The sequence below is a fragment of the Bacillus sp. FSL L8-0099 genome (genome assembly GCF_038006385.1).
GTDB classification, from domain to species: Bacteria; Bacillota; Bacilli; order Bacillales; family Bacillaceae_G; genus Bacillus_A; species Bacillus_A toyonensis.
Genome location: NZ_JBBOVC010000001.1, coordinates 4,492,575 through 4,513,638 on the forward strand (window position 1 = coordinate 4,492,575; position 21,064 = coordinate 4,513,638).

A 21,064-nucleotide genomic window follows, 5' to 3' on the forward strand; every position below is an offset into this window, starting at 1 on the left:
CTCCTTACTGGTTTGCTAGCTGTGGATCGATGAACGCTAATAATGCACTCACACCTACATAAGATAGACCTAAGAAAATAGCTAATGTTACATAAGTAGAGATTCTTTGTGAACGTGGAGACACTGTAATTCCCCAGCTAATGCAGAATGTCCATAGTCCATTTGCAAAGTGGAAAATTGTTGAAACAACACCAACTAAATAGAATGCAAACATAGCTGGATTGTTTAAAATATCTGCCATCATATCGTAGTTTACCTCTTTACCTAACATTGCTTGAATACGAGTTTCCCAGACGTGCCAAGAAATGAAGATCAGCGTAACGATACCTGAAATTCGTTGGAAGACGAACATCCAGTTACGGAAATAACCGTAAGATACCGCATTGTTCTTAGCTGTAAATGCAATATATAAGCCATATATAGCATGGTACAGTATAGGTAAAAAGATGATGAAAATTTCTAGCGCATACCGGAATGGAAGGAGCTCCATAAAGCCTGCAGCTTTGTTAAAAGCCTCTGCTCCTCTTGTTGCAAAGTTGTTTACAATTAGATGTTGCGTCAAAAAGACACCAACCGGGATGACCCCCATTAATGAGTGCCACTTACGAAACGTATACTCGCGGCCTTTCATGTCCCCATTACCCCCTTGAATGTTTGACTGCTGTTTTCAGATTAATTTACAACAATAATGTTTTTTCACTATTGGCATAAGAAAAACTGAAAAAATTATTCGAAATATTTCAGCATAATTTGATACCAAGTTCATTTTACTCCTATTTTTGTCGAAGCGTCAAGAAAACGTATACATAATTTGCATATAATTTGCCAATTCTTTTTTTCTTCTTATATATTCAGATTTTCCTAAAGAAAAATCTGTTTTTATAAATGAGAAATGTTATATAATAAGCCCTATAGAAAGAGGGGAATATTGTGAGCAAAAATACAATCGATATAACATCTTTAGAAGATGTTTCATTGAACGCCTTCGCTTATGAATTGCTACGTGAAGAATTACTACCTGATTTAATTGGTAACGATTTAGATGGTATTTTATACTGGTCCGGTAGAAACCTTGCAAGAAAATATCCGCTAGAAACAATTGAAGAAGTCATTCAGTTCTTTGAAAAAGCTGGTTGGGGCACTTTAAGTATTATTGAACATAAACGTCGTGAAATGCAGTTCCAACTTAAAGGCACTCTCATTGCTGAACGTCAAAAACAAAACAGACATTCTTCTTATCAATTAGAAGCTGGATTCATTGCTGAGCAAATTCAGAAGCAACGAAACGTCGTAGCAGAGTCATACGAAGAAAAGAAAAAACGTTCAGACTCTATTACATTTCTTGTGAAATGGGATATAAAAGATCTCATTGAAGTGTAGCCTTATCTACAGTCAACTAGACATATAAGTTTAGTTGACTTTTTTGTATTTTCATTCAGATGCGTTTATTTTAAATATTCAGAAATTATACCAAAAAACAGAAGACGTTGTAAACTACAACGTCTTCTTATCTGTTAAATACGTATAAATTGTTTCCGCGACATTTTTCGGCATACCCGCTTCGACAAATTCTGCTACAGAAGCTTCTTTCATCTTCTTTAATGAACCAAAATGTTTTAACAATACCTTTTTCCGTTTATCACCGATTCCTGGAATATCGTCCAGTGCTGATTGAATGACAGATTTCCCGTGTAATTGACGATGGAATGTAATCGCAAATCGATGCACTTCATCTTGAATGCGCTGCAATAAATAAAATTCTTGGCTATTCCTCTCAAGTATCACCGGTTCAGGTGGATCCCCAATAATTAAATGGGATGTTTTATGTTTGTCATCTTTTACAAGGCCTGCCATCGGAATATATAACCCAAGCTCATTTTCTAGAACATCACTTACAGCTGCCAGATGACCTTTTCCCCCGTCAATAATGATTAAATCTGGTAATGGTAAATTCTCTTTAAGCGCCCTTGTATAACGGCGCCTCACAACTTCTCTCATAGACTCATAATCATCTGGTCCTTGAACCGTTTTAATTTTATATTTCCTGTACTCTTTCTTCGCTGGTTTCCCATCGATAAAAGCAATCATTGCAGAAACGGGATTTGTTCCTTGAATATTTGAGTTATCAAACGCTTCAATACGATACGGTGTTTCAATCCCGAGCTGCTTTCCTAACTGATCTACAGCTTTAATCGTTCGCTCTTCATCACGTTCAATTAAGTAGAATTTCTCTTCAAGTGCAATTTTCGCATTTTTATTTGCTAATTCTACAAGATCTTTTTTCTTACCACGTTTCGGCTGCGTCGCTTCAACTTCTAAAAAGCGTTCTACTAATTCTGAGTCTATACTTCCTGGAACAACAATTTCTTTCGGTTTAAAATGACTGCTGTTTTCATAAAATTGACCGATAAACGTTAAAAATCCCTCTTCTGGTTCATCATAGATTGGAAACATAGAAACATCACGTTCAATTAGCTTTCCTTTTCGAACGAAGAAAACTTGAACGCACATCCATCCTTTATCAACTGCATATCCAAATACATCACGGTCCACTAAGTCACTCATAATCATCTTTTGTTTTTCCATAATTGCATCTATATGAGCAATTTGATCTCGCAATTCTTTCGCACGTTCAAATTCTAGTTTCTCTGAAGCCTCATACATCTTTGTTTCTAATTCTGAACGAATTTCTTTATGTCCACCATTTAAAAACTTAATAATTTCATCCACAATTTCTTTATTTTGTTCTTCCGTCACTTCTTTCACACAAGGTGCTAAACATTGGCCCATATGATAATATAAACACACTTTATCGGGCATGTTTGAGCATTTGCGAAGCGGATACATGCGATCTAATAGTTTTTTCGTTTCATGAGCTGATTGTGCATTCGGATAAGGGCCAAAATACTTTCCTTTATCCTTTTTTACGTTACGCGTAATGAGTAAGCGCGGCTGTTTTTCAGCGGTAATTTTAATAAAAGGATATGTTTTATCATCTTTTAATTGAATATTATATTTTGGATCATACTTTTTTATTAAATTTAACTCTAAAATAAGAGCCTCCAAATTTGAAGAGGTTACGATATATTCAAAATCTACAATTTCTCCTACAAGCCGAAGTGTTTTCCCATCATGCGAACCAGTAAAGTACGAGCGCACACGATTTTTTAACACTTTTGCCTTCCCGACATATATAACCGTTCCTTGCTTATCTTTCATTAAATAACAACCAGGTTGATCTGGTAAAATAGCCAATTTCTCTTTCAAATGTTCGTGCACTCGCCTACCTCCATTTCTACATGCTTATCATTGCAAATTCAAAATAAAAACATACAATGACAAAACACCCAACATACGTTCTTTTATTGTAACGGAAAGGTTTAAAAAAGGAAAATAAAAAAAGCTACCAAATGGTAGCTTCTTTCTTTTAGAAGTGTTTAGAAACTAATTCTACTAACGCTTCTTTCGGTTTGTAACCTAACGCTTGATCAACTACTTTACCGTCTTTTAATACGAAAAGAGCTGGAATGCTCATTACTTCAAATTGACGAGCAGTTTCTTGGTTTTCATCAACGTCTACTTTTACTACTTTTACTTTTTCACCTAGTTCTGAATCGATTTCCTCTAATACAGGAGCGATCATTTTACAAGGTCCACACCAAGGTGCCCAGAAATCTAATAATACAACACCTTCGCTAGTTTCAGCTGCGAAGCTTTGGTCATTTGCGTTTATAATTGCCATTTTATTTCCTCCTTCAAGTATATTCTACCAAGAGTATATCATTAACTTATATACGTGGCGAATAATATGTATCGTTATGTATTGTAACAAAAAAATGTTCCTTTATACTATATAAAAATATGGATGAAATACTAAAAAGGTGAGGGACAGGGGATCCCTCACCTTTTTCTATATATAGGGGTACTTCACTTGGAACTCAAGGGTACTCAAATCATGAATGTACTTTTAACTTTTTAAACTCTTCTGTTAAAAGAGGTAAAACTTCGAATAAGTCACCAACAATACCATAGTCAGCTACTTTGAAAATACTTGCTTCTGGATCTTTATTAATTGCAACGATTATTTTTGAGTTAGACATACCAGCTAAATGTTGAATCGCACCAGAAATACCGCATGCAATGTATAGATCTGGCGTAACGACTTTACCCGTTTGACCAATTTGTAATGAGTAATCGCAATACTCAGCGTCACAAGCACCACGAGATGCTCCAACAGCGCCGCCTAGTACATCAGCTAACTCTTTTAATGGCTTAAATCCATCTTCACTCTTCACACCACGTCCGCCAGCGATAATAACTTTCGCTTCTGAAAGATCAACGCCTTCTGCAGTTTTACGGACAACATCTTGAATAATTGTACGTAAATCTTTCACATCTACTGTAATAGAAGACACGTCACCTGTGCGAGACTCGTCTTTTTCAAGAGTTGCAATGTTATTTGGACGCACTGTCGCAAATAAGATACCATCTGTTACAATCTTCTTCTCAAACGCTTTACCAGAGTAAATCGGACGAGTGAAGATAACATTTCCACCTTCAACTTCTAAAGCAGTTACATCAGAAATTAGACCAGCTTCAAGTTTCGCTGCTAATTTTGGTGATAAATCTTTACCAAGTGCTGTATGTCCAAATACGATACCTTCTGGCTTTTCTTCAGCATATACAGCTAAAAACGCTTGTGCGTAACCATCAGATGTATATGATTTTAATTTATCATTTTCAACTGTCACAACGCGATCTGCACCGTAATGAATCAATTCATTTGCAAAAGTGGCAACGCTGTCTCCAACTAGAAGACCTACCACTTCACCGCCTTCTGCAATTGTTTTTGCTGCTGCTACCGCTTCAAACGAAACGTTACGTAGCGATCCGTCACGAACTTCACCCATTACTAATACTTTACGAGCCATAGATTTTCCCTCCTGCATATATAATTTCGTATTTTATTAGATTACTTTCGCTTCTGTATGGAGCAACGATACAAGTTCTTTTACTTGATCTTGCAGCTCGCCTTGTAACACTTTTCCTGCATCTTTCTTAGGAGGCAAATAGATTTCAATTGTTTTTGTCTTTGCTTCCACATCATCTTCTTCTAAATCTAAATCATCTAATTCTACTTCTTCCAGTGGCTTTTTCTTCGCTTTCATAATACCTGGAAGCGATGGATAACGCGGTTCGTTTAAACCTTGTTGTGCTGTTACTAAAACTGGTAATGAAGTTTCAATAATTTCTGTATCACCTTCAACGTCACGCTCAATCTTCACGTTTGTACCATCAATCTCAAGTTTTGTAATTGTCGTTACGTACGGAATATTTAGCGCTTCAGCTACGCGTGGACCAACTTGTCCAGATGCACCGTCAATCGCAACGTTTCCGCCTAAAATTAAATCTGCATCTTTATCTTTTAAATATTCAGCAAGTACTTTTGCTGTTGTAAACTGATCGCCATTTTCAACATCATCTTCAATATTAATTAATACCGCTTTATCACAGCCCATCGCTAATGCTGTACGAAGTTCTTTCTCACTATCTTCGCCACCAACTGTTACGACAGTAACTTCTCCACCTTGTGCGTCTCTTACTTGAATTGCTTCTTCAATCGCATATTCATCGTAAGGGTTGATGATGAATTCCGCTTCGCCATCGTAAATTGCACCGTTTTTAATTACGATTTTTTCTTCTGTATCAAATGTTCGTTTCATGAGTACGTAGATGTTCATTCCATTTACCCCCTTATTTTTTCAGAAAGATTCTATCAATTTTAAAATTCTGTTAATTTATATTAAAAAAATAATTGAACTACCTACCACTAAACGAAGGCTTACGTTTTTCTAAAAACGCTGCTACACCTTCTCTTCCATCTTCACTCGTAAATACTTCACCGAAGATTTGAGCTTCGCGCTGTACACCTTCGTAATAATGAGACGATTTTGTCGTTTGCAATAACTCTAACACAGCACGAGTTGTTGCTAGACTTTTTCCAGCAATTTGTTTTGCAACTTTAAGTGTATCGTCTAAAAGTGTTTCTTCAGAAAACACTCCGTTAACAAGTCCCCATTTTAATGCTTCTGCACCAGTAATTGGTGTACTCGTTAACATCATTTCACAAGCTTTCGCTTTCCCAACATAACGTGGTAAGCGCTGTGTACCTGCAAAACCAGGAATTAATCCAAGTGTTAATTCAGGTAAACCAAGTTTTGCACTTTCAGTTACAAAGCGCATGTGGCAAGACATAGCAAACTCAAGGCCGCCGCCAAGTGCCGCTCCATGAATTGCCGCGATAACTGGTTTTGAACATTTTTCAACACGCTCAAATGTAACTTGTCCAAGCTGTGCTAATTCTGTCGCTTGCTTCGCTTCAGTAACAGATGTAAATTCTTTAATATCTGCTCCAGCTGAGAAGAAGCGCCCTTCACCGTGAATAACAACAACACGAATGTTATCATCCTTCTCCACTTGATCAATTAACTCAGTAACGTCATGCATAACTTGTGAAGACATCGCATTCGCTGGCCCGTGATTTAACGTCGCCACCGCAATATGGTCTTCAACTCTTACAGATAGGAATTTCAACATGATCCCTCCCATTATTGACGATAACCACAAGCCGCAATAAGTAGCCCATGTACCGTTTTTGAAAGTGCGACCAGATCATACTTATGATCGCTCATTACCCAATTGGTCACAACTTCATCTACTGTTCCAAAGATCATTTGTCTTGCCACACGAACATTTAAGTCCGCCTGAAACTCACCTTGCTTTATACCTGTCTCTAAAATTTCATCCATAACTTGTAAGTAGCCTTTTAATACTTCATTTATTTTAAGGCGCAAGTCTTGATTGGACTGTCTTAGCTCTAATTGCGTAACGATAGCAAGAGGATCATTTTGTGATAACAGCAAGAAGTGCGTTTCTACCAACATGAATAACTTCGCTACAGCGCTTTCAATTCCTGCTGTTTTTTGACGAATTGTTTCAACAAATTCTCCCATCTTCTCTTGGAATAAGGATATTAATATATCTTCTTTATTTTTAAAATATAAATAAATCGTGCCATCAGCTACCCCAGCTTGCTTTGCAATTTTAGAAACTTGCGCTTGATGGTATCCATTCTCTGCAATCACAATGACTGCCGCATCAATAATTTGATTGTATTTCGGTCTATTTTTCTTCACTTTACTGTCCCCTTCAAGAAGATGACTGAATGAATAGTCATTCATATTCTTATAATACTGACTATTTAGAAAAGTGTCAATCCTATTTTTTCAAAAAGAAAGGGCCTTAGCCCGTTTGCTCATCCTCATTCTTCCTCTTCTCTTCGTCTATTAGGACGCGGCGCAAAATTTTCCCTACTGTCGTTTTCGGCAATTCATCTCTAAACTCGTATACTTTCGGTACTTTATAAGCCGCTAAATATTTACGTGCAAACTGATCTAATTCCTCTTCAGAACATTCAGCGCCTTCTTTCAAAACAACAAATGCTTTTACAGTTTCCCCTCTGTACGGATCAGGAACACCGATCGTCACTACTTCTTGCACCTTTTCGTGTTCATATAACACTTCTTCTACTTCACGAGGATATACGTTAAAACCGCTAGCAACAATCATATCTTTCTTACGATCTTTCACATAGAAAAAGCCATCCTCATCCATGTATCCTACATCACCTGTATGAAGCCAGCCATCTTGCAATACAGCCGCCGTTTCTTCTGGCTTATTCCAATACCCTTTCATAATTTGTGGGCCTTTAACAACTATTTCACCGATTTCACCTGGAGGTAATGCCTCTCCTGTTTCAAGTGACATGATGATTGACTCCGTATCTGGCCACGGTACCCCAATACTTCCTGGCACACGTTTTTCCCACAAGAAATTCCCATGTGTAACGGGTGATGACTCCGTTAATCCGTAACCTTCTACCAGTTTACCACCTGTAACGCTCTCAAACTCCTCCTGTACTTCTACAGGAAGCGGTGCAGAGCCACTAATACAAGCCTGAATAGAAGAAATATCATATTCTTTTAAAAGAGGGCTATTTAATAGAGCAATATAAATGGTCGGCGCTCCTGGAAATAGTGTAACTTTATGTTTTTTAATTGCTTCAAAAACCATTTTCATATCAAACTTCGGAATAAGCACCATTTTATACCCTTGCATAATACTTAAATTCATTACAGCTGTCATTCCGTATACATGAAAAAACGGAATGACACCAAGGATCACTTCTTCTCCCTCTTTACAATTATATAACCAATGTGCTCCCATTAAAGTGTTCGAAACGAGGTTTTTATGCGTCAGCATAACCCCTTTTGGAAATCCTGTCGTTCCCCCCGTATACTGCAAAAGAGCTAGATCATTTTCAGGATCACAGGGAACCTCAACATCAGCAGTACTTTCCCTTTCTACTGATTTCCATAGATGAATCGTTTCGCTTTCCGACACATTCACAACAAGATTCGCCTGCTTTTTTTGTACAAATGGATAAAGTAAATTTTTAGGGAATGGTAAGAAATCTGCAATACGAGTTACGATAATGTGCTCCAGCTTTGTGGCATTTTGAACATTAGTAACTCTCGGAAACACTAAATCAAGGCAAAGAATGACTTTTGCCCCAGAGTCATGAAGTTGGTACTCAAGCTCTCTTTCTGTATAAAGAGGATTCGTTTGTACGACAATCCCCCCCGCAAGCAAAGTACCATAATAACCGATTACAGATTGCGGACAATTCGGCAACATAATCGCAACTCTATCTCCCTTTTCAACACCAAGCCTTTGCAGATAATTCGCAAACTTCTTTACCTTGTCATGGAAATCTGAAAATGTAACATCTTTACCTAAAAAATGAAGCGCTTTCTTTTCTGGATAACGAGAAGCTATTTTCTCTAAATATCCATGAAGTGGCTGAATATCATAAGAAATAGTACTAGGAATTTCCTCTGGATAACTTTTCAACCAAGGTTTTTCCACCTTCATTCCCCCTTCAAATACATAAAAAATAAATGAATGTTCATTCATGATGGTTGTTTTCATTATATTATAGTCATAACAACGTTACAATCATAATATTCTGACTTTTATATAACTATGCTTTACCTCATTAACTTCTTATTATATGTACAAACTCTCTTACTCTTAAAAGAGTAAGAGAGTTATTATTTAACTTAGTCTTATAATTGTTAATACCGCTCCTGGAGTAGTCGTTGATAACGTCGCAACAGCTAACAAGCCAAATAATTGCAAACTAATTGCACTCCCCGCCGCAAGAGTCGTAATAATTGTTGCACTAAACGATGTGGTTGCTAATGCAGGGGAATTGATCGTCCCAGCAAGCGGTGCCCCATTAATTGTAATTCGCGAACTGACTAATAATGAAGCCGTTATATTAATCGAATATGAAATATAATAATTCCCTGCATTTGCAGCCGTAAATACTGTGTTCCCCCCAGACACTGTAATACCTGGACCGATATTCTGATTGTTTGGAAGCGGGACATTTGTTCCACCAAGTAATACCGATATTGCTGTACCCGACGTATTATTTGCAAATGCGTATGTTGCCGTTATACTTGTGCCGGTTGCTCCTGTTGGGCCTGTATCACCGGTTGCCCCCGTTGGACCTGTTGCTCCTGTTGCTCCTGTTATCCCTGTCGCTCCCGTTGCTCCTGTTGAGCCTGTATCACCGGTTGCTCCCGTCGGACCCGTTGCTCCTGTTATTCCTGTCGCTCCTGTTGGACCTGTTGCTCCCGTTGCTCCTGTTGGGCCTGTATCACCGGTTGCCCCCGTTGGACCTGTTGCTCCTGTTATTCCTGTCGCTCCTGTTGGGCCTGTATCACCGGTTGCTCCCGTTGCTCCTGTTGAACCGGTTGCCCCCGTTGGACCTGTTGGACCAAGCTTAGGTACTGTCCCATCGCAACTAAAACAACATGAATCAACATGTACACCATTTTGATTATTACACCCACAATATCCATTTGTATTATTGAGCCATGAAGACATGTTGATCCCTTCCTTCAAATTCAATCTTTTCAGTACAAACAACGAATTATAAAACAACTATCCAATAATAAAGAAATACTTTATTCCGTACATTCTAATAATTATTACATGCGACACCCTTCCCTTTTGCTTGTACATTCGCCTTCCTGCTTAAACGAAATTCCTTTTCTGCATTTTCATATACATATAGATTTCAACCTCATATATTGAAATCTGTATAATTCGTTATTTTTCGTCAAAATTTTAAAAATATATTGACACTTAAAATATCATCATAGTATGATTTGGATGTTGTAATTGATAACGATTTTCAATATCGTACATTGCAAATTAAATAATTTATTTGGGGGCAGAAGATGAAGAAAATTCTCAGTATTTTCATAGTAATTCTTCTATTCGCTGTTGGATGCGGACAGCAAAAAGAGGAGAAAAAGGAAACAAAAGCGGACAATAAAAATCAAACTATAAGAATTAAACACGCTGAAGGGGAAACGAAGTTAGATAAACCAGCGAAAAAAGTTGTTGTACTTGAGTGGGTATATTCAGAAGACTTATTAGCACTTGGTGTTCAGCCAGTAGGGATGGCAGACATTAAGAATTATAATAAATGGGTAAATACAAAAACAAAACCGAGTAAAGATGTTGTAGATGTAGGGACACGTCAACAACCAAACTTAGAAGAAATTAGCCGTCTAAAACCAGATTTAATTATCACAGCATCATTCCGTGGTAAAGCAATTAAAAACGAATTAGAGCAAATTGCTCCTACAGTTATGTTTGATCCATCAACTAGCAACAACGATCACTTTGCTGAAATGACAGAAACATTTAAACAAATTGCAAAAGCTGTTGGAAAAGAAGAACAAGGTAAAAAAGTATTAGCTGATATGGATAAAACATTTGCTGATGCAAAAGCAAAAATTGACAAAGCAGGCTTAAAAGATAAAAACATTGCAATGGCACAAGCATTTACTGCTAAAAACGTGCCAACATTCCGCATCTTAACTGACAATTCTACAGCTTTACAAGTTACAAAAAAATTAGGTTTAACAAACACTTTTGAAGCGGGTAAATCAGAGGCAGATGGTTTCAAACAAACAACTGTAGAATCATTACAAAGTGTACAAGATTCAAACTTCATTTACATTGTAGCGGATGAAGATAACATTTTTGACACTCAACTAAAAGGCAATCCTGCTTGGGAAGAATTAAAGTTCAAAAAAGAAAACAAAATGTATAAATTAAAAGGCGACACTTGGATTTTCGGTGGTCCTGAGTCTGCAAAATCTTTAGCAACACAAGTAGCAGATGTAATGACAGCGAAGAAGTGATTACACGATGAATAGCTTACAACATACACTTCGAGCAAGTCTTGTATTCGGAGGAGGAGCAGCTCTCTTGCTCCTCCTTTTCTTTATTCATATCGGACAAGGTCAAGCAAATATTTCCTATAGTATGATTATCGATGCTCTTATCTCACCGAACCAATCACTAGAGCACCAAACTTTAATCATGCTTCGATTACCTAGAGCCGTAATTGCTATTTTAGCTGGAGGTGCTCTTGCTGCATCTGGGGTCATTTTGCAAACATTAACAAAAAACCCACTTGCTGAATCAAGTACAATGGGAATTCACTCTGGCGCATATTTCTTTCTAGTAGCGGCTACAATTTTCTTACCGAAAGGTCTGCAAATTAACTCACTTCTTTTCACATTTATCGGTGGTGCTATTACTGCTTTATTTGTATACCGTATTTCTGGTGGGAAAAAGGGAACCCCACTTAGAATGGCACTAGCTGGGATGGTCGTTACATTAATGCTTTCTGCTTTTACTGGAACGATGCAGCTTTTCTATGAAAATGAAACGGCTGGTTTATTTTTATGGGGAGCTGGCTCTCTTATCCAAAATAACTGGGATGGCGTTCAATTTGCTTTTCCATTTATCATTATTTCTTTCCTAGTTTTACTATTTATGTCTCGTAAACTCAACATCCTCTTACTTGGTGACGATGTTGCTGTTTCTCTTGGTGAAAAAACAGCAGTAACACGTCTTATCGCCTTCATTGCTGCAATCTTTTTAACAGCAGTAATTGTCACTGTCGTTGGACCGATTGGGTTTGTTGGCTTAGTTGCACCACACTTAATGCGCCTTATTGGTTACCGGCAACACTTTACTCTTCTTCTTTCCTCATTCTTATGGGGAGCAGTATTATTACTTGGGGCAGATGTCGTCGGTAGATTAATAGATCCAACTGGTGCAGAACTTCCTGTTGGAGCAGTCACAGCAATGATTGGGTCACCTTGGCTTATTTATTTAGTGTATCGTATGATGAAGTCGAAACAATATATGAATGATAACGGTGCGAATGCAGCTGGAGCTAGTTCCCGCTATTACTCTTATAAAAAGGTAATCATCATATCTATCACGCTTTGTATTGTGACGATTGCTCTTGGTGTTACAATCGGTAGTAATGCTTATATCGAAAGCATTACAAATGTTATAACAGGGCAATTAACGCAATTTGATAAAAATATGATGATGAACCTTCGTTTACCAAGAATGCTCGTTGCCGCTATTGCTGGCGCATGCCTTGCAATAAGTGGGCTTGTCTTCCAAGGAATATTACGAAACCCACTTGCCGACCCTTCGATTATTGGTATTTCGTCTGGAGCAGGTGTCGGTGCTTTAACTATTATGTATGTTTTCCCTGCACTTCCAGGTTTCTTCCTACCAATTGGTGCATTTATCGGCGGACTACTTGCAGTTGGAATTGTCCTCTTCTTCTCATGGAAAGCAGGATTTAGTCCAACAGCTCTTGCTTTAATAGGGATTGGTATTTCGGCTCTCGGCTCAGCAATTATTCAAATCTTTATCGTTAGAGCGAATTTGAATGTTGCTGCTGCTTTAACATGGCTATCAGGCAGTACGTATGCAAGAGGATGGAATCACTTAGAAAATATCATTCTATATCCATCACTTATTCTTATACCAATTATCTTTTTCTTAATGAAACAACTTGATGTCCTTGTACTTGGAGACGATTTAGCAACTGGACTCGGACAGCCTGTAAATAAAACGCGTCTTGCTCTAATTGTACTAGCGACACTTCTTGCATCTATAAATATCGCGGCTGTCGGTACAATCGCCTTTTTAGGCCTTGTCGCTCCTCACTTAGCAAGAATTGTTGTTGGTATGAATCATCAAAGATTATTCGTTTGTTCCGCTCTGTTTGGAGCAATCCTTCTTTCTGTTGCTGACTTACTTGGACGTACAATCGCATATCCGAAAGAAATTCCCTCTGGCCTTGTCGTTGCTGTACTTGGGGCACCTTATTTCTTATGGTTGATGAGGAAGAGTGGGAAGAAAGTTAATTAAAAGACGGCTTCATATATATGAAGCCGTCTTTTCCTATTATGGCATAAAATTAATATAAGCTTTGTACAGAATATATATAACAAGTGCATACATGATTATATTGAATACACTTCGTTTTAAAGTTAACTTTCTCTTTAATTTCTTATCCTGTAATTTTAGTTCTATTCCATTTGCTACTTTCAGTCTACCTACTATTTGAAATAACTCTCTGTAATCATCAGCATTTCCCAATAATACGTACTCCTTATCATTTTTATACTTTATATGTAGAAATTCACTCCCACCTTTACGGTCTAATATTGTTCTCATAGAAGCTATTTCATTTAATACACATACTTTTATATCAACTTCATTATAATAACGATCCACAAAAAATACATACAACCGTTTATTTGTAACGATTAGCACATTATTAATACCGAAGTTCATCGCAAGAACGCCTACCCCTAATGTCATGGCTGTGCCTGTCTGCCAATTTTTCACACGAGGATTTTCGACAAGCATACTATATAAAATCTCTTCGCTTCCCTGTAACTCTTCTTGTACAACCTCATAACAACGTTTCATTAAAATTGTTTTTGTTACAACTTCTTTTGTACGATTTATTTTCTTTTTATCTATTTTCTCATCATTTCTATAATCATCTACAAAATTATCGCTATACTGCAAGTTATTTAATTCCTGAAGTAACTTTTCTTTATTCATTTCTTTCCCCCCAACAGCTTCTTCAATTTCTTTCTCCCTCTTGAAAGCCTGCTATATACCGTATCTCGTGTCATACCGAATTCAAGCGCTATTTCTTGTACGCTATATTCATCTAAATACCTTTTTATAAAAATTTCCTTATCTTCTTCATTCAATTCTTTAATTAAAACGTAAAAATTATAATCTCGCTCTTCTTTTGTTAAATTGACATTTTTTCTATCTTCATATATTTCTTGCTGAAGCTCTTGTAATTGATAAGCCTTATTACTTTTTCGTTTATAATCAATAGCTTTAAACTTAGCGACAGATATAAGCCAGTTTCTAAACTTCCCACGATTTTCATCATAACTACTAATGTTGTACCAAACGATTAATAAAATATCGTCAACACATTCGTCCACTAATACCTTGCTCTGTGCCGTATCTAAAACACTATGAACCACCTTATAAATTAAATCCCCATATCGATCAATTGCTGTATGTAATGCTAACATGTCTTGTTTTCGAAGACCTTCTACTATTTCTATATCCTTCACCCTTATCACCACTCTTTATCCCATTCTTTATTCATTATATATACGAATGAACACATTCGTTTCCTGACACTTTTACAAATATTTTCTAATTATTTTCATATTGTAGCAAATACTTAATTAATTATTTCTTGTGGAACAGGGATTATATTATCTCTCACGAATTTAATCTATGAACAAAAATAGGAGGGATAACAATGTACCAAACAATTGAAGGCTTCTTTCAATCATGGACATACGAAGCAGAGTCTACTCAGAAAATGCTTAATTCATTAACCGATGCATCTTTATCACAAGAAATTGCGCCTGGGCATTGGACATTAGGAAGAGTTGCTTGGCATATCGTAACGGCAATTCCTGTTATACTATCTGGCACAGGCCTAAAGTTTGAAGGAGAAACGAAAGATTATCCTGTTCCAACTTCTGCAAAAAAAATTGCAAATGAATACCATAAAGTGAATGCAGCTTTCGTTGAAGCACTTCAAAGCGAATGGAATGATAAAGATTTAGCAACTATTAATGATTTCTTTGGTCGTCCTATGCCGAATTCTATATTTTTAATGACACTTATTAATCATCAAAATCACCACCGCGGACAAATGACGGTTTTAATGAGGCAAGCTGGCTTAACAGTTCCTGGCGTATATGGTCCTGCAAAAGAAGAATGGGCTGCCGCCGGAATGGAAGTTCCTAAAATGTAAAAACAAAAAAAGACAAGGTGTTTACACATCTTGTCTTTTTCTGTAACTTGTTTCATGTGAAACTATTTTTTCTAAATGGTTGTTTTATGGAAAAGATAGATTAAAATGAATACATATTACGAAGAGGAGTAACCAAATTGAATACAAAAAATAAAAAAATAGCTATGGGAACTATTTTACTAACTTCTATTATTGGAGTGATTAGTGTATCTCTTTATTTCACCTATTATGGTACCCCTTGGGGAAAACAAGCAGCAATTACGGAATCAAAAGAATATATTACAAAATATTTTAATCTAGATGCAGAAGTCAAAAACACTTCTTACGATGCTAAAATGAATAGCTATGCCATCTCCTTTGAGACAAGTAGAGACGGAGAGTTTACTATCGAATATAAAAGTCCTAATAACTTTAATATTTCTCCAGGAGTGCAAGAGTATTTAAGCACACACTCTAAATTTACAGAGTAGTAACGAAGCATACATATACAAAAAAGAGTTGGTGTAACGCCAACTCTTTTTTCTTATTCTTGTCATACAGTTATATCTTCCTTCTCTATATTTTTAATTCCGTAATATGCAATCACAACTCCAATTGCTGCGAGTGCTAGTTGAAGGGGAAGAAAAGTCGCTACAGAAAACGTAGTGCTATTCATTGCAATTGATACAACGATAAGGGATGAAACAATTGTAGTTGGCACTGAACGTTTACGCATTCCGAAATATAGTGGGATTAAACTTATTCCCGCAGTTGCAACGGCTAAAGGAACAAGGTTTATCCCTTCTTGCTTCAATTGATCTATTGTGAATGAATTAGGAAGAATTGAAAAATAGCTATCTATCCCAAAGAAAACTCCTACTACTAAAATGTTAGATACAATAACTGTTATAAATGTTAATATTGCTGTAATAACCAACTTACTAATCATCATTTTCTTCCGATTAATAGGATAAGAAAACATAAGTAGTATTGTTTTGTTTTTATATTCACCAATTATTAACCTTGCGATTAACACACTACCAAAAATAATAAATGTTGCTCTTACTAATGTACTAGCCATTAACAAAACCATCTGTGGATCTCTCATTTCTGGATCTCCTTCTATTTGAGAAACGATGCTCGTAAAAATCAGTAATGCCAGTATAGCGATATTTGCAATAATCGCTCTCCTTACATACCATCCAAGCTTAAACTTCTTCATTTCTAGCTTCATAAGACGTAGCATAATAGTCCTCCTTTCATTTATATTTTAATCGATATAAATTACCCCTGTCTTACTTAAAATCTCCACTTTGTTTTTTGCATCACCAATGGTTCCTACTTTTATTTTTTCTGTACTTTTATCTTTCTTAAATCCTTTTAAATCCACTATTACGTCATCCGAATTACTTTTAGCCATAAGCTTCAATGATGCCGGGACACCTTTATACCGTACGCCAATATCCCCTGATTTTGTTTCTACAAATAATGATTTTCCTTCTGTCATATCTTTCAGTAATACTTCCCCAGATGTTGAAGTGATGTTCATATTTTCGTTTTTTACATTTTTTACATAATTATCACCAGTAGTGGAAGTTATATTTACTTCTTGTAATGAACTATCTTTTAACATTAAATCCCCGCTTTCGGATGTAAATTCACCCTTCTCTGCCGATAGTCCTGTAATCATTCCATCTCCAGATTTGCCTCTTGTCACGATGCTTTTTACTACTATATCGTTTATTTTCACATCACCCGATTTATTATTTAATACAATTTTATCTATTTCTTTCTTCGGAATAGCTATAGATATACTATTTTTCTTCCTAAACGTAAAACCATAAAAAAATCTGTTCACCTTTTGTTTTTGCTTAATCACAAGTTTATTTTCATCATTTTCTATTTTGACGGGATCTATCTCTTTATCTGCTTGTTCACCTTGAGCGGAAATTACTATTTTATTAGCGTCTGTACTTTTAAATTCAAGATTCCAGTTTTCAATGTCTACTTCTATTGCTTTTATATTATTTATCTCAAAAGACTTTTCTTTCTTAAAATCTTTCCCCTGAAATACCTTAATACCAAAAACTACACTAGCAATTGTAATGAATAATATTGCAATTACTATTATTTTTTTCACCATTCATACCCCAGTTCGTTTTTTGTTTTAGGCTTGCTTCACGCCACATCGATCTTGTCGATTTTACGAAACGATAGATAACTAATGAAAATTCCTAATAAACAGAGCACTATTGGGATAGCTATAAAATCAAACATACTTACTTGACCATTTCCAGAACCAAAGTTACCACTAATCAGCATACCAATTATTACTGCCGAAGTAATCGTTGTCGGTGTCGATTTCTTTCTCATTCCAAAAAACAAAGGAATTAAACTTATCCCAGATATCATAAATGCACTTATAATAGTACCTGGAACGATAGCTATTATTTCACCTATCGTAGCAGGTGTTTCAATCAGTCCCATCATTGGACTCACAAAATATACGAGCAAACTAATAATGAAAGTCGCGATAATCGTGCTCACAAAACAAAAACAAAAAACAATTGTTAATTTCGCACTCATTAGCATTTTCCTTTGTAGCGGATACATAAATGATAGTTGTATCGTTTTGTTCTTATACTCATCAATTACTAAACGTGATAAAATGACCGAACTAAAAATAATGAATGTTATCCTAATAAAAATATTTGCTAAAGCCATGTTCTGTGTGAAGTCAGAGAAGAGCACGTCTCCCTCGGCTTTCATTCCCAATGCCATAAGGCTTACTACAGCGAAAATTGCTATAATACAAATTGCTACACTTTTAAAGTAACTAGATAATTGATGTTTCTTCCATTCAAGCTTCATTAATTTAAACATATAAACCACGCCTCCATTCTTTATATACCTGTCTCTACGCTGCTAACATTCTAATTCCAGCAGTAACGAAGCTTAACATTCCTATCACTAGTACAATGAACAACCATTTCCGCTCTGGTTTTCTATAATATAAAATTCCACTTATTAGCATTACGATAAATCCACTTACCAGGTTCAGCCACAGTCCATTAAGCATGAATACCCTCTCCATCCATTACATTTAAGAAATATTCTTCTAAGGAACTATGTTTCTTATTAATACTTTCAATTTCCACATCGTTCATAATAAGTGCTTTTGAAATGGCCTGCTGAGACGCTGACGTATCATACACACGAATCATGGTTCCACTCATTATTTTGTAGTTTTTTATACCAAGTTTATCTTCTAAAATATAAGCTGCACGTTTCACATCAGGAACAGTGATTTCAATGTACTCTGTTTGTTTTCCGTTAATACTCTTCATTGAAACTTCTTTTATTAGTTTTCCATTTTGAATCACACCAATTGTATCCGCCATTAGTTCCATCTCACCTAAAATATGACTAGAAACTAATAATGTAATACCGTATTCTTTGCAGAGCATTTTAAATAAGTCTCGTAACTCTTTAATACCAATTGGATCTAAACCGTTAATTGGTTCATCTAAAATGAGCAATTCTGGCTTTGTCACGATTGCCCTTGCAATACCGAGTCGTTGTTTCATCCCTAATGAAAAATCTTTTATTTTTTTATTGTCTATGCCGTGTAGTTTCACTAAATGTAAAGCATGATCAATGCCGTTTTTATCGTAATAGCCCATATATTCACAATGTAATTCTAGGTTTTCCTTCGCCGTTAATTTATCATAAAAGATTGGATATTCGATAATTGTTCCCATTCTTTTTAATACTTCATAAGATGTGTCTGTTAACTTCTCACCGAAAATTTCAATATCGCCGCTCGTCGGTTTTATTAAATTTGCAATCATTTTCATAATTGTTGTTTTACCAGCACCATTCGGTCCTAAGAAACCGTATATCTCTCCTTTTTTCACATGCATGTTAACGCTAGAAATAACTTCTTTCCCTTTAAACACTTTCGTTAACTGATTCGTTTTTAATATATAGGTCATGTCACTTTCCCCTTTCGCACTACTTTATATTTTTATAATAGACAACGGAAATCTCTTTTTTCTTACCCGTTTCTTACAAATTCCTTACGCTGAAAAAAAAGCTTGTAGAATCTACTTCTCTACAAGCTAAAACTGCATCTTTTTTAATGCAACTGTAAAAATTGTTTTTTCATACGGCTTACTAGAAAGATGAATTTTTCCATCCATCGCTTCCACCAGTCTTTTCGTAATCGTTAACCCTAAACCGCTTCCTTGGTACAATCTATTTCTCGAATCTTCAAGTGTGTACATACGCTCAAACACTTTATCAATATGAGATTCATCAATTCCTTTTCCTTTATCCCATACGTCTATATACACACTCGTTTCATCATCTCTTAACGTCATACCGAGTGTCTTTCCAGCCTCTCCATATGTAATTGCATTTGATATTAAATTATTTAACACTCTGCCTAATACTTCTGTATTTCCAAGTGCATATATATTTCTTTCAGGTATATCAATATGAACATGAAATCCTTTCGTCGTCACTAAATCATAAAAAGATAAAATCTTCTCGCGGCAAACTTCATTCATATTTACTTTTGTTATCTCTATTGCCTTGTCACCAGATTCTAATTTTGCTAAATCAAAGAACTTATGAATTAGTTCCATCACTTCCAGCGTTTTTATATGAACCTTTTCAAGTAATATTTTCTGTTCTTCTTCACTTATCGTTTTATCCTTATTTAACATTTCTGTATATCCAAGAATAACTGTTAGTGGTGTTTTCAAGTCATGCGAAATATTTGAAAGCATTTTTCTCATCGAAATTTCTACTTTTGCATGATCTGCATTCGTTTTCTGTTTTGCATCTAATAATTGATTAATTGCCACTAATAATTTTTGCAATTCTAGATCATCTGTCATAACGAGTAACGTCTCGCCTGTTTTTTCATTTACAATACTTTCTAATTTTTCATATGTGTATCGTAAGTTTTTGCTACTATTTTTTCTCATCTTATATTGTATGTAAATGATACATAACAATATAAAAATAATGCCCATTAACAGATTGGTCATATTACATCACTTCCAACTTATAGCCGATGCCCCATAACGTTTTAATATATTCTGGATTAGATGGATCACTTTCAATTTTCTCACGCAATCTTCTCATATGAACATTAATAACGTTATCATCACCGTAATACTCTTCATTCCAAACTAACGTATAGATTTGTGCTTTTGTAAATACACGATTTTGATTCTTTACGAACAGTTTTAAAATCTCAAATTCTTTTAAAGTAAGTTTGAGAGGGTTCCCGTTTTTTTCTACAGTAAAATTAATTGGATCGATTGTTAAATCACCAATCTGAATCATCTTTTCTGTTGTTTCCGTAGTCGAATATTTTGTAGACCTCCGAATACCCGCTTTTACACGTGCAGCTAATTCAATCATAGAAAATGGCTTACAAATGTAATCATCTGCCCCAAGTCCTAATCCAACAGCTTTATCAACATCTGTATCTTTTGCTGACATCATTAAAATTGGAACGGCACTTTTTTCTCGAATGATTCGTACAACCTCTAAGCCATCTAGCTTTGGCATCATAATGTCGAGGATAATCAAATCAAATGAACCTTTTAAATATGTATTTACTCCCTCTTCTCCATCAGACGCGATTGTAACTTGAAAGCCCTCTTTTATTAAATACTTTTCCACCATCTCTTGAATTGAGATATCATCTTCAACTAATAAAATATGATGTGACATATT

At 35.8% G+C, this 21,064-nt stretch carries 23 protein-coding genes; 5 read left to right on the forward strand and 18 right to left on the reverse strand.

Annotated features, from left to right (window positions below; all coding sequences use genetic code 11):
- Positions 1–4 precede the first annotated feature (4 nt).
- Positions 5–631, reverse strand: coding sequence for a succinate dehydrogenase cytochrome B558 (gene sdhC, locus MHH42_RS22835; protein WP_000678354.1), 627 nt, complete (start codon positions 629–631; stop codon positions 5–7).
- 299 nt (positions 632–930) lie between these two features.
- Between sdhC and MHH42_RS22840 the strand changes: the two genes are divergently transcribed.
- On the forward strand, positions 931–1,380 hold the full coding sequence (locus MHH42_RS22840; RefSeq protein WP_000042215.1) for a YslB family protein: 450 nt from the start codon (positions 931–933) through the stop codon (positions 1,378–1,380).
- 114 nt (positions 1,381–1,494) lie between these two features.
- On the opposite strand, the gene uvrC is transcribed toward MHH42_RS22840, so the two are convergent.
- The 8 genes from uvrC to MHH42_RS22880 all read right to left on the reverse strand — a co-directional run bounded on the left by uvrC (position 1,495) and on the right by MHH42_RS22880 (position 10,017).
- Positions 1,495–3,279 (reverse strand): excinuclease ABC subunit C, encoded by a 1,785-nt coding sequence (uvrC, locus tag MHH42_RS22845; RefSeq protein ID WP_000544286.1) that lies wholly within the window; start codon positions 3,277–3,279, stop codon positions 1,495–1,497.
- Between the two features lie 148 nt (positions 3,280–3,427).
- Complete coding sequence (gene trxA, locus MHH42_RS22850) at positions 3,428–3,742, reverse strand: thioredoxin (RefSeq protein ID WP_000974757.1); 315 nt, start codon at positions 3,740–3,742, stop codon at positions 3,428–3,430.
- A 211-nt stretch (positions 3,743–3,953) separates the two neighbouring features.
- A complete protein-coding gene (gene etfA, locus MHH42_RS22855) occupies positions 3,954–4,931 on the reverse strand; it encodes an electron transfer flavoprotein subunit alpha (protein ID WP_070173817.1) in 978 nt (325 codons plus the stop codon).
- Positions 4,932–4,967: 36 nt separating this feature from the next.
- Entirely contained in the window at positions 4,968–5,741 is a 774-nt protein-coding gene (gene etfB, locus MHH42_RS22860) for an electron transfer flavoprotein subunit beta (RefSeq protein WP_070173818.1), read from the reverse strand.
- A gap of 79 nt (positions 5,742–5,820) precedes the next feature.
- The gene (locus MHH42_RS22865) at positions 5,821–6,597 is read right to left on the reverse strand and encodes an enoyl-CoA hydratase (RefSeq protein WP_000911298.1); all 777 of its coding nucleotides are present in this window, start codon (positions 6,595–6,597) and stop codon (positions 5,821–5,823) included.
- 11 nt (positions 6,598–6,608) lie between these two features.
- Positions 6,609–7,196, reverse strand: coding sequence for a TetR/AcrR family transcriptional regulator (locus MHH42_RS22870; protein ID WP_000742218.1), 588 nt, complete (start codon positions 7,194–7,196; stop codon positions 6,609–6,611).
- Between the two features lie 106 nt (positions 7,197–7,302).
- Positions 7,303–8,988: a long-chain-fatty-acid--CoA ligase gene (locus MHH42_RS22875; protein WP_340894204.1), complete on the reverse strand. Its 1,686-nt coding sequence runs from the start codon at positions 8,986–8,988 to the stop codon at positions 7,303–7,305.
- Positions 8,989–9,177: 189 nt separating this feature from the next.
- Positions 9,178–10,017, reverse strand: coding sequence for a BclA C-terminal domain-containing protein (locus MHH42_RS22880; RefSeq protein WP_070173819.1), 840 nt, complete (start codon positions 10,015–10,017; stop codon positions 9,178–9,180).
- Between the two features lie 356 nt (positions 10,018–10,373).
- Between MHH42_RS22880 and MHH42_RS22885 the strand changes: the two genes are divergently transcribed.
- Both MHH42_RS22885 and fhuB read left to right on the forward strand, forming a co-directional pair.
- Positions 10,374–11,348 carry an ABC transporter substrate-binding protein gene (locus tag MHH42_RS22885; protein WP_070173820.1) on the forward strand — a complete coding sequence of 325 codons (975 nt, stop codon included), beginning with the start codon at positions 10,374–10,376 and terminating at the stop codon, positions 11,346–11,348.
- A gap of 7 nt (positions 11,349–11,355) precedes the next feature.
- Positions 11,356–13,392, forward strand: a complete 2,037-nt coding sequence (fhuB, locus tag MHH42_RS22890) for a Fe(3+)-hydroxamate ABC transporter permease FhuB (protein WP_001087100.1) — start codon at positions 11,356–11,358, stop codon at positions 13,390–13,392.
- A gap of 36 nt (positions 13,393–13,428) precedes the next feature.
- On the opposite strand, the gene MHH42_RS22895 is transcribed toward fhuB, so the two are convergent.
- Positions 13,429–14,097 (reverse strand): septation ring formation regulator EzrA, encoded by a 669-nt coding sequence (locus MHH42_RS22895; RefSeq protein WP_070173821.1) that lies wholly within the window; start codon positions 14,095–14,097, stop codon positions 13,429–13,431.
- Entirely contained in the window at positions 14,094–14,642 is a 549-nt protein-coding gene (locus MHH42_RS22900; protein WP_081339644.1) for a sigma-70 family RNA polymerase sigma factor, read from the reverse strand. The genes MHH42_RS22895 and MHH42_RS22900 overlap by 4 nt, the downstream gene beginning before the upstream one ends.
- Positions 14,643–14,827: 185 nt before the next feature.
- Between MHH42_RS22900 and MHH42_RS22905 the strand changes: the two genes are divergently transcribed.
- Positions 14,828–15,331 carry a DinB family protein gene (locus tag MHH42_RS22905; protein ID WP_000284958.1) on the forward strand — a complete coding sequence of 168 codons (504 nt, stop codon included), beginning with the start codon at positions 14,828–14,830 and terminating at the stop codon, positions 15,329–15,331.
- Positions 15,332–15,468: 137 nt separating this feature from the next.
- On the forward strand, positions 15,469–15,801 hold the full coding sequence (locus MHH42_RS22910) for a YfjL-like protein (RefSeq protein ID WP_070173823.1): 333 nt from the start codon (positions 15,469–15,471) through the stop codon (positions 15,799–15,801).
- Positions 15,802–15,863: 62 nt separating this feature from the next.
- Here the strand turns inward: MHH42_RS22910 and MHH42_RS22915 are convergent, their stop codons facing one another.
- From MHH42_RS22915 to MHH42_RS22945, 7 genes are all read right to left on the reverse strand, one after another.
- Positions 15,864–16,556, reverse strand: a complete 693-nt coding sequence (locus tag MHH42_RS22915; RefSeq protein ID WP_070173824.1) for an ABC transporter permease — start codon at positions 16,554–16,556, stop codon at positions 15,864–15,866.
- 24 nt (positions 16,557–16,580) lie between these two features.
- Positions 16,581–17,453, reverse strand: a complete 873-nt coding sequence (locus MHH42_RS22920; protein WP_070173825.1) for a DUF4097 family beta strand repeat-containing protein — start codon at positions 17,451–17,453, stop codon at positions 16,581–16,583.
- Between the two features lie 35 nt (positions 17,454–17,488).
- Positions 17,489–18,193 (reverse strand): ABC transporter permease, encoded by a 705-nt coding sequence (locus tag MHH42_RS22925; RefSeq protein WP_061529674.1) that lies wholly within the window; start codon positions 18,191–18,193, stop codon positions 17,489–17,491.
- Between the two features lie 34 nt (positions 18,194–18,227).
- Positions 18,228–18,389, reverse strand: a complete 162-nt coding sequence (locus MHH42_RS22930; protein ID WP_000931813.1) for a hypothetical protein — start codon at positions 18,387–18,389, stop codon at positions 18,228–18,230.
- Entirely contained in the window at positions 18,382–19,305 is a 924-nt protein-coding gene (locus MHH42_RS22935; RefSeq protein ID WP_000221075.1) for an ABC transporter ATP-binding protein, read from the reverse strand. The genes MHH42_RS22930 and MHH42_RS22935 overlap by 8 nt, the downstream gene beginning before the upstream one ends.
- A 126-nt stretch (positions 19,306–19,431) precedes the next feature.
- Complete coding sequence (locus MHH42_RS22940; protein WP_070173826.1) at positions 19,432–20,367, reverse strand: HAMP domain-containing histidine kinase; 936 nt, start codon at positions 20,365–20,367, stop codon at positions 19,432–19,434.
- Between the two features lies 1 nt (position 20,368).
- The gene (locus tag MHH42_RS22945) at positions 20,369–21,061 is read right to left on the reverse strand and encodes a response regulator transcription factor (protein WP_000018038.1); all 693 of its coding nucleotides are present in this window, start codon (positions 21,059–21,061) and stop codon (positions 20,369–20,371) included.
- Positions 21,062–21,064: the final 3 nt, after the last annotated feature.